This is a genomic window from Pseudomonas sp. P5_B3 (assembly GCF_056400405.1).
On sequence record NZ_JBFULI010000051.1, the window covers coordinates 26,039 to 39,998 of the forward strand.

The 13,960-nt window shown below is 56.0% G+C and carries 13 protein-coding genes and 1 pseudogene; 4 read left to right on the forward strand and 10 right to left on the reverse strand.

Annotated elements, in window-relative coordinates:
* Nucleotides 1–15: 15 nt before the first annotated feature.
* The 4 genes from rfbD to AC1DRN_RS24180 all read left to right on the forward strand — a co-directional run bounded on the left by rfbD (nucleotide 16) and on the right by AC1DRN_RS24180 (nucleotide 3,545).
* A complete protein-coding gene (gene rfbD / locus AC1DRN_RS24165; RefSeq protein WP_223462490.1) occupies nucleotides 16–885 on the forward strand; it encodes a dTDP-4-dehydrorhamnose reductase in 870 nt (289 codons plus the stop codon).
* Nucleotides 886–1,144: 259 nt separating this feature from the next.
* Nucleotides 1,145–2,509, forward strand: a complete 1,365-nt coding sequence (eat, locus tag AC1DRN_RS24170; protein WP_223462489.1) for an ethanolamine permease — start codon at nucleotides 1,145–1,147, stop codon at nucleotides 2,507–2,509.
* Between the two features lie 143 nt (nucleotides 2,510–2,652).
* The gene (locus AC1DRN_RS24175; RefSeq protein ID WP_007985427.1) at nucleotides 2,653–2,820 is read left to right on the forward strand and encodes a DUF2897 family protein; all 168 of its coding nucleotides are present in this window, start codon (nucleotides 2,653–2,655) and stop codon (nucleotides 2,818–2,820) included.
* Between the two features lie 167 nt (nucleotides 2,821–2,987).
* A complete protein-coding gene (locus AC1DRN_RS24180; RefSeq protein ID WP_223462488.1) occupies nucleotides 2,988–3,545 on the forward strand; it encodes a TetR/AcrR family transcriptional regulator in 558 nt (185 codons plus the stop codon).
* On the opposite strand, the gene fabF is transcribed toward AC1DRN_RS24180, so the two are convergent.
* The 10 genes and pseudogenes from fabF to AC1DRN_RS24230 all read right to left on the reverse strand — a co-directional run.
* Nucleotides 3,542–4,816: a beta-ketoacyl-ACP synthase II gene (gene fabF, locus AC1DRN_RS24185; protein ID WP_223462487.1), complete on the reverse strand. Its 1,275-nt coding sequence runs from the start codon at nucleotides 4,814–4,816 to the stop codon at nucleotides 3,542–3,544. The two genes, AC1DRN_RS24180 and fabF, sit on opposite strands and share 4 nt — an antisense overlap.
* Nucleotides 4,817–4,847: 31 nt before the next feature.
* Nucleotides 4,848–5,642 carry an SDR family NAD(P)-dependent oxidoreductase gene (locus AC1DRN_RS24190; RefSeq protein ID WP_223462486.1) on the reverse strand — a complete coding sequence of 265 codons (795 nt, stop codon included), beginning with the start codon at nucleotides 5,640–5,642 and terminating at the stop codon, nucleotides 4,848–4,850.
* A gap of 359 nt (nucleotides 5,643–6,001) precedes the next feature.
* Entirely contained in the window at nucleotides 6,002–6,337 is a 336-nt protein-coding gene (locus tag AC1DRN_RS24195) for a ComEA family DNA-binding protein (RefSeq protein ID WP_223462485.1), read from the reverse strand.
* 112 nt (nucleotides 6,338–6,449) lie between these two features.
* Nucleotides 6,450–8,444, reverse strand: a complete 1,995-nt coding sequence (locus tag AC1DRN_RS24200; protein ID WP_223462484.1) for a polysaccharide biosynthesis protein — start codon at nucleotides 8,442–8,444, stop codon at nucleotides 6,450–6,452.
* A gap of 103 nt (nucleotides 8,445–8,547) precedes the next feature.
* Nucleotides 8,548–9,573 (reverse strand): MraY family glycosyltransferase, encoded by a 1,026-nt coding sequence (locus AC1DRN_RS24205; protein ID WP_223462483.1) that lies wholly within the window; start codon nucleotides 9,571–9,573, stop codon nucleotides 8,548–8,550.
* A 64-nt stretch (nucleotides 9,574–9,637) separates the two neighbouring features.
* Nucleotides 9,638–10,600, reverse strand: coding sequence for a UDP-glucose 4-epimerase family protein (locus AC1DRN_RS24210; RefSeq protein ID WP_223462482.1), 963 nt, complete (start codon nucleotides 10,598–10,600; stop codon nucleotides 9,638–9,640).
* A 20-nt stretch (nucleotides 10,601–10,620) separates the two neighbouring features.
* Nucleotides 10,621–11,748 carry a non-hydrolyzing UDP-N-acetylglucosamine 2-epimerase gene (wecB, locus tag AC1DRN_RS24215; protein WP_056727148.1) on the reverse strand — a complete coding sequence of 376 codons (1,128 nt, stop codon included), beginning with the start codon at nucleotides 11,746–11,748 and terminating at the stop codon, nucleotides 10,621–10,623.
* Nucleotides 11,741–12,751, reverse strand: coding sequence for a polysaccharide biosynthesis protein (locus tag AC1DRN_RS24220; RefSeq protein WP_223462481.1), 1,011 nt, complete (start codon nucleotides 12,749–12,751; stop codon nucleotides 11,741–11,743). The genes wecB and AC1DRN_RS24220 overlap by 8 nt, the downstream gene beginning before the upstream one ends.
* Before the next feature lie 33 nt (nucleotides 12,752–12,784).
* Nucleotides 12,785–13,642 (reverse strand): dTDP-4-dehydrorhamnose reductase family protein, encoded by an 858-nt coding sequence (locus tag AC1DRN_RS24225; RefSeq protein ID WP_223462480.1) that lies wholly within the window; start codon nucleotides 13,640–13,642, stop codon nucleotides 12,785–12,787.
* A pseudogene (locus tag AC1DRN_RS24230) lies at nucleotides 13,639–13,960 on the reverse strand (glycosyltransferase family 4 protein); the annotation flags it as partial. The gene AC1DRN_RS24225 and the pseudogene AC1DRN_RS24230, both read right to left, overlap by 4 nt.

Genomic DNA, 13,960 nt, shown 5'->3' on the forward strand with positions numbered 1-13,960 from the left:
GAATCGACTGTTCCTATGAAAGTTCTCATCAATGGCCAGCATGGTCAGGTCTCACACGAGCTGCAACGGCGGCTGGGTGCTGTTGGAGAGCTGATCGTATTGGGTCGCGATCAGCTCGATCTCGCGCAACCCGATCAGATTCGCCGTCAGGTGCAAAGCGTCCGGCCCGATCTGATCATCAACGCCGCAGCCCATACAGCGGTTGATCTGGCAGAAAGTGAACCGCAATCAGCGTTTGCCATTAACGCCGTAGCTCCCGGTATCCTTGCCGAAGAAGCGCTGGCTCTCGACATCCCGTTGATACATTACTCCACGGACTATGTATTCGACGGGACGAAAGTCGGGCCTTACAACGAGGACGACACGCCCAATCCGCTCGGGGTGTACGGCAAGAGCAAGCTAGCCGGTGAACAGGCCATCAGGGACGTGCAAGGTAAACACTTGATCCTGCGTACCAGTTGGGTCTATTCAACTCATGGCCGTAACTTTCTGCTGACAATGCAACGTTTGCTGCAAGAAAAACCGGAGTTACGTGTAGTCGCCGATCAAATCGGAGCACCTACCTGGGCCGGTACAATCGCCAACAGCACCCTTGCGTTGATTGAACGCTGGCAGGCGAACGAAGTTGCCAACTGGGGCACCTATCACCTGACCGCTCAAGGTGAAACCTCCTGGTTTGGCTTCGCCCAGGCTATCGGCGAAGCATTGCGACAACAGGGCAAGCCCTGCGCCAACCTGTTTCCGATTCCGTCCAGCGACTACCCGACACCCGCCGCCCGGCCGCTCAACTCGCGCCTGGATTGCAGTCGCTTGCAGCGCGATTGGGGTGTCAGTCAACCTGACTGGCAAACGGCGTTGCGCGAGTGCCTCACTCAGCAAGCCTAAGCATCAGCCGCTGCCCGCACCTGCATCGATATACGAAGTTTGCGCGTTGCAGCGGTGTCGGGTAGCGGGCATGCAGGCTTGCTCGCGAAAGCGGCATTCAAACCAGCGGCGCCCCTGACTGACGCAAAAAATTCGCACATCCAGTAGCGAACATCCTCGATACGACACCTTTCATCCCATTACGACGCACCACCGCGAAATGGCACGCCCACTGCACTGGCGTCCCCTGGGCTTTCCAAACCACTCAGGGAGCAAACACATGAACACACAACTCAAACCCACGCTGGGCACATTGCATCTGTGGGGCATTGCGGTCGGGCTGGTGATTTCCGGAGAGTATTTCGGCTGGAGCTATGGCTGGGGCGTGGCCGGGACCTTAGGCTTTCTGGTGACCTCGTTCATGGTCGCCACCATGTACACCTGCTTCATCTTCAGTTTCACCGAACTGACCACCGCCATTCCTCACGCCGGCGGTCCCTTTGCCTACAGCCGTCGCGCCTTTGGCGAAAAAGGCGGGTTGATCGCCGGGCTGGCGACACTGATCGAATTCGTCTTCGCCCCGCCAGCGATTGCCCTGGCCATCGGCGCCTACCTAAATGTCCAGTTTCCAGCCCTTGACCCGAAACACGCGGCAGTCGGTGCCTACATCGTGTTCATGGGCCTCAACATCCTCGGGGTGAAACTGGCAGCGACCTTCGAGTTGGTGGTCTGCGTGTTGGCGGTCGCCGAATTGCTGGTGTTCATGGGCGTGGTCGCCCCGGCATTCAGCTTCAGCAACTTCGCCCTCAATGGCTGGGCCGGTTCCGACGTGTTCGGTGCTCCGGCGATTGCCGGGATGTTCGCGGCGATTCCCTTTGCCATCTGGTTCTTTCTCGCCATCGAAGGCGCAGCCATGGCCGCTGAAGAAGCCAAGGACCCGAAGCGCACGATTCCCAAGGCTTACATCAGCGGTATCTTGACCCTGGTGCTGCTGGCGATGGGGGTGATGTTCTTCGCCGGTGGCGTCGGCGACTGGCGCACTCTGTCAAACATCAACGACCCGCTGCCGCAGGCAATGAAAACCGTGGTCGGCGAAAGCTCGGGCTGGCTGCACATGCTGGTGTGGATCGGCCTGTTCGGCCTGGTGGCGAGCTTCCACGGGATCATCCTTGGCTACTCACGGCAGTTCTTCGCCCTCGCCCGGGCCGGTTACCTACCGGCATCCCTGGCCAGATTGTCGCGCTTTCAAACACCGCACCGGGCGATCATCGCCGGCGGTGTCATCGGCATTGCCGCCATCTACAGCGATGGCTTGATCAACCTCGGCGGCATGACGCTGACCGCCGCGATGATCACCATGGCCGTGTTCGGCGCCATCGTGATGTACATCATGAGCATGCTCAGCCTGTTCAAACTGCGTAAAACCGAGCCGAACCTGGAGCGCACCTTCCGCGCCCCGTGCTACCCGCTGGTGCCATTCATTGCATTGATGCTGGCGGTGGTGTGTCTGGTGGCGATGGCCTGGTTCAACACGTTGATCGGTCTGATCTTTCTGGGCTTCATGGTGGCAGGTTTCGTGTACTTCATGCTCACCGCGCAATTGCGCGCCGACGCACCAGCGGATGCGATGTTGAGCGGACATTGAAAGCGTTCGAGTGAACCTTGAACAACAGGCATAGAATGGAGGGGGATAGCGATGGAACTGCGATGAAACCCCATCACTCAAAGTGATATGTACGATCGGTTGGCGAACCCTCGTCGACCCGCCTGCTTTTCAAGGAGAGTCCTATGCCCTGGTATGCCTGGCTGATTCTGGTCGTTGCCATCGGCTCGATCGTTGGTGGTCTGATGCTGCTGCGCGACACCGCCAACAAGGTCGAACTGACCGAAGAGCAACGTAAGCGCGTCGCCGAACGCAATGCGGAAATGGACGCCAAGGAAGCGCAGGACCGCTGACTGAAAACCCCGCCTGTAACGGCGGGGTTTGTTTTTGTATGGAGTCTCCTTAAATCATGCTGCTTTGTAGCCATATCGAAGCATGTGCATGCTTTTTAGAAGTAGAAGTACAGTCACCATGCAATTTTCATTGGTTAATATGGGCCGCATTGATGCGGAGATATCAGATGCGTTACTCGCAGGACCATAAAGCCCAGACCCACCAACGCATAATCAAGGAAGCTTCAGCGCGATTTCGACGCGATGGTATCGGCGCGACCGGGCTGCAACCCCTGATGAAAGCACTGGGCTTGACCCACGGTGGCTTTTACTCGCATTTCAAGTCCAAAGACGAACTGGTGGAAAAAGCCTTGCAAGAGGCTGGCGTACAAGTCGACGAGTTGTGCGCGCAAATCTTCGCCGAGGAACACCCACTCGAAGCTTTCATCGACACCTACCTGTCCGAATGGCATCAAACCTCGCCTCACGAGGGCTGCCCGCTGCTGACCATTTCTTCGGAACTGGGGCTGCGTGGTCAACCGAGTCCAACCAGCGACGTCGTGCTCCAGGCGCGACTCGATCAGATCCAGCACACCCTTGACGGAGAGCGCACCGCCGAACGCAGCATCGTCATCATGTCGACGCTGGTCGGCGCCTTGCTGTTATCCCGCAGCGTCGCCGACGCCGAGTTTGCCCAACGGATACTCGACGCCGCACGCGATCACCTCAAACATTCACAGGATTAATCCTGCCAACGCTTGAACAGCACACTGGCATTGACCCCGCCAAATCCGAAACCGTTGGACAGCGCGTATTCGATGGCCATCGGCCGCGCATCGCCATGAACGATGTCGACACCTTCAGTGGCAGGGTCCGGGTTCTCGAAATTGAGAGTCGCCGGCACGATCTGGTCACGAATCGCCAGCAGCGTAAAGATCGCTTCGAGCCCACCCGCTGCACCGAGCAAATGCCCGGTCGCCGACTTGGTCGATGTCACGGCGATGCCGTTTTGCGCACCGAACAACGCCTTGATCGCCGCCAGCTCACCCAGATCACCTACCGGAGTCGAGGTTGCATGAGCATTCAGATGCTGAACCTGAGCCGGTGAAACACCGGCCTGTGCCAATGCCAACGACATCGCTCGCCGCGCACCACTGCCGTCCTCGGGGCCGGCGGTCAGGTGAAAGGCATCGGCGCTGGTGCCGTAACCGACCAGTTCCGCCAGGGGCCTGGCGCCCCGGGCCAGCGCATGTTCCAGAGATTCGATGACCAGCAGCCCGGCCCCTTCTCCCATGACAAAGCCATCGCGACCACTGTCGAAAGGTCGCGAAGCGCGCTCAGGCGTTTCGTTGTAAGCACTGGACAAGGCACGAGCAGCCGCAAACCCGGCAAGACTGACCCGATCGATCGCCGCTTCCGTACCACCGCACACTGCGATATCCGCCTCACCCGCGCGAATCAACCGCGCCGCATCACCAATCGCCTGAACCCCGGCGGCACATGCCGTGACCGGCGCACCTAACGGTCCTTTGAAGCCATGCTGGATCGACACGTGACCTGCCGCGAGGTTGACCAGAAATGAAGGGATAGTGAATGGAGACAAACGTCTCGGACCACGGCTATCGGTGGTGCGTACCGCGTCGGCAATCGCACCAAAACCACCTACGCCTGAACCGATGATGGTGGCTGTGCGCTCCTGGGCAATGACGTCCTGTGCTTGCCAGCCGGCTTGCTCCAGTGCCTGACGTGCGGCTTCCATGGCGAACAGGATGAAGCGATCCATTTTCTTCTGTTCTTTAGGTGGTGTTGCACGATCCGGGTCGAACCCTGCTTCAGGATCGTCAGCCAGCGTCTGCACCGTCCCCCCAACCTTGGCAGGCAGATCGGCAACCACCTCTTGCGCAAGATTGCGCAGCCCGGAACGCCCGGCCAGCAGCCGCTCCCAGACCGCTTCGACACCGCACCCCAGCGGTGACACCAGACCCATACCTGTTACAACCACACGACGATCACTCATACCAAACACACCTCTAGCCGATGGATGGCGCTTACCGATAACGGGCAGCGGCCTTGCTTTTGGAAAGGTTAGGCGCCATCACATGACGCGCCGCCACAAACGCATCCCAATCCGCCGCATCTGGCAACGAAGGAATAGTGATCAATTCACCCTGATCCAGACCCGACAACGCAGCATCGACCATCTCACCTGCCTCCATCACCATGTCCGCAGGAATCTGTGACGCATCGATACCAGAGCGCTCCCAGATCTCGGTGCGGGTCACACCCGGCAGCACCGCCTGGATCTTCACCCCGGTGCCATTCAGCTCGGTGTTCAATGATTGAGTCAAGCTCAATACATAGGCCTTGCTGGCGCTGTACGTCGCGTTGAAACGCTCGGGAAACAATGCCACCACCGATGCAATATTGATGATCGTACCGCGCCCGGCCTTGGTAAAACTGGCTGCAGCCGCCGCGGCCAACCGCGTGACAGCGGTGATATTCAACTGAATCAATCGCTCCAGTTGATCGGTATCGGCATTGGCCAATAGCCCGTCCGCCGCCACGCCGGCGTTATTGAGCAACAGGCTGATGCTCGAATCGCTGCGTAACCGCTGTTCGAGTTGCAACACGTCTTCTTTTTGGGTCAGATCCGCCTTCCGCACTTCGACCTTGATCCCATGCTCCGAGCGCAGCTTGCTCGCCGCCGCCTCCAGGCGCTGCTCGTCGCGAGCCACCAGCAACAAATCAAAACCACGGGCTGCCAACCGCTCAGCGTAAACCGCCCCGATACCAGAAGAAGCACCGGTGACGAGGGCCGTACCTTGGGGCTGAACCGAATTCATGACTGTGCTCCTGAAGGATGCCGAGGGATGCCTGACGCCAAAGCACTTCGGCGCAAGCTATTTTTATTATAGGCATAATTCAATCTCAATATGATAGTCGTAATTTTTTCTTCCCGAAGAACGCTCGGCTCTCGTCTCTGGCCCAGCCAGAATGAGAGTAGACCCTGAATGAACGTAAAACCGCGCCGGGCCCCTGCAATGGAATGAACGGTATTGCGAGCCGACCTGTACTTTGGCTGAATTCGGGTGGCCGACAGCAACGACAACTCCAAGAGTCACAGACGACTGGTCCACCGGGCATAAGTCTCGCTACAGACAAAGGCCGATCAATGATCGGCCTTTGTCGTTCAATCACACCCTTAGTTCACCTCGATCTTGTCGCGATTTCTATCCAGAATCGCTTTGCCAATACCCTTCACTTCCAGCAATTCATCAACTGACGCAAACGCACCATTACTTTCACGATAAGCAACAATAGCCTTGGCTTTTTCCTCGCCCACTCCTGCCAACTCACGTTGCAGCGTAGGTGCATCAGCACTATTGAGATCGACTTTGCCAGATTGCGCCTTGGCGGCCACATTCTGCACCAGAGGCGCATTCATCACCTCGGGTGCGTTACCAGGCGCGGCGATTGCCGTAAGAGAGACACTGGTGAGAAGGGCGAAAATCAGAGAGTAGAAACTGCTTGTACGCATTAGTGAAGCTCCATGCCATCGTTTGAGAAAGCAGCTTTTGCGAAGCTGCTCTCCAAACGTAGGCTATGCCATGGGACTGTCAAAATTGTGTACGTTACTGGATATGAAACAATCAGGGCTCCAGGCGGCGCTGCTGGTAGATCCAGTCGACAATCTCACCGTCCGGGGTATAGCCGCTGACAGTGTCGCGCAACAGCTGGCGGACGCGCGCATAGTCGTCCTGATCCACCGCAGCGAGCAATTCGGTCAGCTTGACCCTCAGCACGTCCCAAGACAGATGATCCTCATTGGCCGTCATGATCATCGGGTGCTGAGTGGCCGCTACGTTGTCACCAATCAGCAGCTCCTCGTAAAGCTTCTCACCCGGACGCAGCCCGGTGAACTCGATAGCGATGTCACCATGCGGGTTTTTTTCCGAACGAACGCTCAGGCCGGACAAATGGATCATTTTCTCGGCCAGCTCGACGATCCTCACGGGCTCGCCCATGTCCAGGACAAAAACATCACCGCCCTGCCCCATGGAGCCCGCCTGAATCACCAACTGCGCCGCTTCAGGGATGGTCATGAAGTATCGGGTGATCTTCGGATGCGTGACGGTCAGTGGGCCGCCCGACTTGATCTGTTTGTGAAACAACGGAATGACCGAACCCGACGATCCCAGGACGTTACCAAACCGCACCATCGTGAAGCGCGTTTTGTTCACACGCGAAACATTGCTCGTATCACCGAACAACACCGGAGCCAACTCACGACTCAGCGCTTGCAACGTCAACTCGGCAAGGCGCTTGGTACTACCCATGACATTGGTAGGTCGCACGGCCTTGTCCGTCGAAATCAAGACGAAGTTGTCCACTCCTGCTTGAAGTGCGGCCTGGGCCGTATTAAGCGTGCCTATCACATTATTGAGCACACCTTCGGCAATGTTGTGTTCGACCATGGGCACATGCTTGTAGGCTGCGGCGTGATACACCGTATCTACTCGCCAGGTTTTCATGACATCCAACAACTTGTTCGGGTTACGAACCGACCCAAGAATCGGCAAAAGACGGATGGGCAGCGACTCTCGAGCGACCCGCTGCTCCAGTTCGGACAAGATGGAGTAAAGATTGAACTCACTGTGTTCAAACAGTAGAAGCGTTTTCGGGCGCAGCGCCAGTATTTGCCGGCAAAGCTCGGAGCCAATGGAGCCCCCGGCACCCGTGACCAACACGGACTGCCCCGTGATGCAATGTTTGAGCAAATCAGCCTGGGCCGGGACTGCGTCACGCCCAAGCAGGTCGGCAATGTCTACTTCCTGGATATCGTCAACCTTGACGCGGCCACTGGCCAGATCCATGAAACCCGGGACACTTCGTACGTGCAACGGAAAGCCTTCGAGAAATCCGAGAATCTCGCGACGGCGTCCACGATTGGACGACGGAATAGCGAGGAGAATTTCCTGAGCCCCCGTGTTGTCGATCATCTGCTGGATGTGCTTGGGCTTGTATACCTGTAATCCGGAAATCACCCTATCGGCAATTCCGCTATCGTCATCGATAAAAGCAACAGGCCGCATGGCGCGCCCCATCCGCAAGGCAGCAACGAGTTGATTACCCGCCGCCCCCGCGCCGTAGATAGCCACTTTAGGCAGACCGTCATCCCGGCTGGTGAACGGGACGTGCTGAGCAGCGCTGAACCAGTCGCCCAAAAAGTACTGACGCATGGCCAGGCGCAGCCCACCGATCATGATCAGGCTCAACCACCAATAGTTGAAAATGATCGAACGAGGAACGACGTTTTGATGATTGCTGTACCAGTACACCACAACGCCAAGTATCAAGGACGATAGCGTCACCGCCTTGATGATGGCGATGAGTGCGTCATTTCCAAAATAACGCATGACCGCACGGTACATGCCAAAGCGAATGAAAAGAGGAATGGCGATGACAGGTGCACTGACAAAAAGCCAGACGTGCTGAGTGAACGGGTTGACTAACTCGTCCAGCCCAAGTCGCACAACAAACGCCATCCACAGGGCAAAACAGACCAACGAAATATCAGTCAGAACCTGCAGAATGCGTTTATGTCGTCTTGGCAGACTTACCAACTTTGTCCGAATTTTATCCATAACCCCTCTAAACACCTCTAGAAGCTTCTAGCATTGATGCAGCAACTTCAGCTTTCGGTAGCTCTCTTACCGATAAAGCAATACTCAAAAACCAATGCGCCTATCACGCCTTGCCAGCGATTTCCAACTCGCCCGCGTGAAACTTGAAAGCCAGCAACACCAGAGGCACATAGGCCAGGACCAATCCTGCCACCCCATCGATATATTGCATGACGACCAATATAGCCACTGGTACTAACCACAACAAATTGATCGCAGCTATTGCCAGGGTGACCGCCCGATGGCTGCCATGTTTTCGTGAAGCATACTGGTATCCATGGCTGCGATGGGCCTCATAAACCTTATCCCCTCGCAACAGCCTACGAATGAGGGTAAAGGTGGCATCAACAATAAATACGCCCAACAAAATGAGCCAGGCCCAAAGAAACAGTGGGTTCGTCCATGCCGCATAAAGCGACATCACCGCCAACACGATACCCAGAAAGCCACTGCCGGCATCGCCCATGAAAATCTTCGCTGGCGGGAAATTCCACACAAGGAAACCCGATACGGCCATCACCAGCACAAGCGGGGCAATAGCGAGGCTGGTGTGGCCTGCAATCGAGTAAACCAGGCAAGCACCGACACAGGCGCAAATAGCCTCGACGCTGGCCAGGCCATCAATACCATCCATGAAGTTGTAGAGGTTCAGCATCCAGACCAGATAGAACGCTCCGATGACGTAACCGAACCAGCCGAGACTGAACTGGAGACCGAACAGATTGATCGGCGCCATCCCCCCAATCCAGAACAATGCCCAGATGGCACCACCGAAATGCGCAAGCAGGCGCCAACGCGCGGCAATATGCCCATGGTCGTCGAGAAATCCAATAATCGCGATCCAGCTGCCTGCCCCAAGCAGAGCCAGCGCCATCGGCCAGGCGACGGCATCTGTCCAGGCCAGGACAGGCAACGAAATCAGAAAACTCAGGACGATAGCCACACCACCACCCCGAGGGGTCGGGACCGAGTGTGAACTACGCGCATTGGGAATATCTATCAAGCTGCGTGCCAACGCGTATTTGCGCAATGCACCTGTGCCCAAGAATGAAACACCTACCACCAAAGCCAACAACCAAATTGTGTTCAAAGGTCAACTTCCTGAAACAGCCAAAATCAATTCTGCAATTGAACCGGCACTGTCATAAGCCAGCTTAGCGCTGCCTTTCCTTGTAGTAGTTGGCAGCCGACACAAGCGCCTCATCGACGCTGACCGGAGGAATCCAGCCCAGCAATTCTCGAGTTTTGCTTATATCGACTTGCAACGAACCGCACAGTCGTTGCGACAAAGCCTGCTTGCCCAGAAGCTGTGCGCCCCGTTCAAGCAACACGCTTGGCACAGGCAACAAGCGTGCAGGTTTACCCAACGCCTGCGCCATCCGCGTCAACAATTGAGTCGTGGACAAGTCCTCCCCATCGCTGACGAGGAAGGTCTGATTGGCGGCGGCCGGATGACGGATGCAGGTCACGATCAAATCAGAAAGATTGTCGAGCGCGACCAGGCTGCGCCGATTATGGATAGCCCCGAATGGCAAGGGTATCCCCTTGTCCAGCCAACGCATCATGTTCAAAAAGTTGGCTCTCACACCCGGACCGTAAACCAGCACCGGACGGATGATCACCACTTCCATTCCGGAGACGCTCGCAATTTCGCGCAGCCCTTGCTCGGCCTCCATTTTCGAAATGCCATACGGATCGCCAGGCGCGGGAGTCGCGTCGGCGAAGTAAGGCTGATTGAGTGGCGTACCTTCGCCATTCACCTTGATCGAACTGATGAACACAAAGCGACGAACACCCAACGAGGCTGCTTGCCGGGCGAGGCTTAGCGTGCCTTCGACATTAACCTTGCGAAACGCCTCCAGCGGATCGGATTCGGTGTCATTCATGACGTGAACGCGAGCCGCGCCATGAATGACAACCTCCACTTGATCCAGCGCCTGCGACCAGTCGGTGTCAGCACTGAGCCCGGCGGTTCGAATGGTAGTAACGCGCGACGGACAGTCAGGCAAGGCGTGCCCACGAATGGCTGCCACCGGTTCCAGATCGTCAGAGGCCGCCAAACGACCCAATACCGCGCGACCAACGAAACCCGTAGCACCTGTCAATAAAACACGCATTTTTCAAACCTCGACGACGCTCAGGATTTCGACCAGACAGTACGATTGATGTAGTCGGTGTAGCTCAACACGACCCGAACTACCTGCTTCGACACAGGACCTGCCTGGTAATCCCTCACGACCGGGATAACACGCTGGGTACGATCATGTTGGCTGGTTACCACACGTACGGCATCCAGAACGCCTTCCACTTTCAGGCCACTCATGATGAGAGTGCCTTCATCCATCCCTTCTGGACGCTCATGAGCATTACGAATAGTAATGGCAGGCAGATTCAGAAGAGAGGCTTCCTCAGTGATGGTGCCGCTATCGGACAGCACGCAAAACGCCGACATCTGCAACTTGATGTAGTCGAGCAGACCGAATGGCTTCGAGAAACGGATCAGAGGGTGATCCAGCGATTCACCTATCGCTTCCAGACGCTTGCGGGTACGAGGATGCGTGGAAACGATAATTGGGTACTGATACTTGTCGGCCAAGGCTCGCAGCGTTTTGAGCAAGTCGCGAAGGTTCTCCGGCGTATCGACGTTTTCCTCACGGTGAGCGCTGATGATGAAGAACTTGTCCTGCTCCAGGCCTTCTCGCGCCAGCACGTCGGAGGTGAGGATTTTCGGCATGTAGTAGTCGAGCACCTCCTCCATGTGCGATCCGGTCTTGATGATGGTTTCAGGGCGAATCCCTTCAGCGATCAGGTAACGCCGGGCATGCTCGGTCAGGACCATATTGATATCGCTGAGGTGATCGAGCACCTTGCGATTCAGCTCTTCAGGGACACGCTGATCAAAACAGCGGTTACCGGCTTCCATGTGGAACACCGGAATCTTGCGGCGCTTGGCGGCAATGACGGCCAGACAGGTATTGGTATCGCCGTAGAGCAGAAGCGCATCTGGCTTTTCCGCCTCAAATACTTCATCCGCCTTTGAAATCACTTCGGCGATGGTCTTGGCTGCGGTATCGCCGGCTGCACCCAGGAAGTAATCAGGTTTACGAATCTCGAGGTCATCGAAAAAAACCTGATTCAATTCGAAGTCGTAGTTCTGACCCGAGTGAACCAACACATGATTAACCTGCTTATCAAGCTCGGCAATGACGCGGCTCATCTTGATAAGTTCTGGTCGCGTACCAACCAGCGTCATGACCTTAAGCATCAAGTTGCTCCTGAATGTATTCCAGATTCAACAGAACTTTCTTCACGCCTTCTACATCGAGACGCTCTGTATTGTGGGAGGTGTAGTCGTCGAGATCGGATATCTCTTGTTCGCCCTCAACAAAAAACTTCTTGTAGTTGAGGTCGCGATTGTCCGACGGAATACGGTAGTAGCGCCCCATGTCTTCGGCTTTGGCCATTTCTTCACGGGAGATCAGCGACTCGTAGAGTTTTTCGCCGTGGCGGGTACCAATGACCTTGACGGCATTGTCACGAGCAAACAGTTCCTTGAGCGCTTGCGCCAGGTCCGCCACTGTCGAGGCAGGAGCTTTCTGGACGAAAATATCACCTTGCTCGGCATGTTCGAACGCGTGCAGAACCAGGTCGACAGAATCCTCGAGCGACATCAGGAAGCGTGTCATGTTCGGGTCAGTGACGGTCAGCGGCTCGCCACTCTGCAGCTGATTGATGAACAACGGGATCACCGAACCGCGCGATGCCATGACGTTACCGTAGCGGGTTGCGCAGATCACCGGGCCTGTCGCCGGAATCATCCGCGATTTGGCAACCATCAGCTTTTCAGCCATGGCTTTGGAAATACCCATGGCATTGATCGGGTAGACAGCCTTGTCGGTACTGAGTACAACAACGCGTTTCACACCCGAAGCAATGGCCGCATTCAATACGTTTTCGGTACCCATGACGTTGGTACGCACGGCTTCCATCGGGTAAAACTCGCAGGAAGGCACTTGCTTCAAGGCTGCGGCGTGGAAAATGTAATCCACCCCCACCATGGCCTGATCGAGGCTATCGCGATCACGTACGTCACCGATGTAGAACTTCACTTTGTCATTCGACAAAGCAATGCGCATATCTTCCTGCTTTTTCTCGTCGCGGCTGAATACGCGAATTTCTTTTACATCGGTATCCAGAAAACGCTTCAACACCGTATGGCCAAACGAGCCCGTGCCGCCCGTGATCATCAAAACCTTATTATCGAACATAACGACCTTCCCAAACCTGATTGAATTTATTGATCAACGCAACGCGCGCATCGATTTAACCAATTCCAACCACGACGGTGGAACGTAACCGGTTGCTGCCTGAAACTTCGAGGAGTTCAGTGAGCGATCTATAGATAATTGGCTATCCGCGATGATATCGATTTTCTTTTCGTAAACTTCCGCTACCAGCTTCAGAAGAGACAGCTTGTCAATCGGCGCCACCGAAACATGATACAGGCCGTGGAGTTGTGGATTCGGGATCACGTAGTCGCGAATGACACGCGCCAGCTCTACGGTAGGAAGCCCCGAAAAAATGGCTTTCTCATAACCCTTGACCGTCCCGTTCTGGGACAGGAACCAGTCCACCAGCGAATACTGGCTCCCCAGTTCGTGACCAATGATCGAGGTTCGTAGCGTGACGGCATTCAGCTCCGAGTGAAGCTCACCGATGTATTTGGACTTACCGTAGAGATCCTCTGCATCGGACATATCCTCCTCGGTGTACATGCCTTTACGGCCTGAAAACACGCAATCGGTGCTGATATGAATCAGGCGAGAACCGGACAACGCGCACAACCTGGCAATGCGATGCGGCAACATGGCATTGATAGGAAGCGCGGAAAGGGGGTCCTTGGCGTCAGCCAATTGTTTGATGAGCCCGATGCAGTTGATGACGACATCCGGTTTGACCCGTGCCAGCACCGAAACCAGCGAGTCCTGGTCAAGCACATCGACATTACTGATCAACGAACTGTGCATGTCCTCAGAAAAGTATTTTGCGCCACCCGGATTGCGCAAAGTGCCCCACACCTCGAAGTGCGGGTTTCCATGGAATTGCCTGAACACCGTGCTACCCAGCATTCCGGTGACCCCTAACACAAGAACTTTCATTTTGAGCTACCTTTCAATTCATTGATCCTGCTACTGAGGATTTCGACCAGACGCTGGCTTTGCCGCTCCATTTCGAAATGCTCCAGGTAGTACGCCCGACCTGACTGCCCCAACGATTCTCGCTCATCCGAGGTCATGCGGAAAAGTTGTTCAATGCATTTGGCCATACCTTCGGCATCTTGCGCCGCAGTGGTCAGACCGGCTCCCGCCTCTTGAATGACGCGCGCGCCCTCCCCGTCCAACGCCGCGATAATCGGCCTCCCTGCTGCCAGGTAAGCCTGGACTTTACTAGGGATGGTATAGGAGAACGCCTCATCC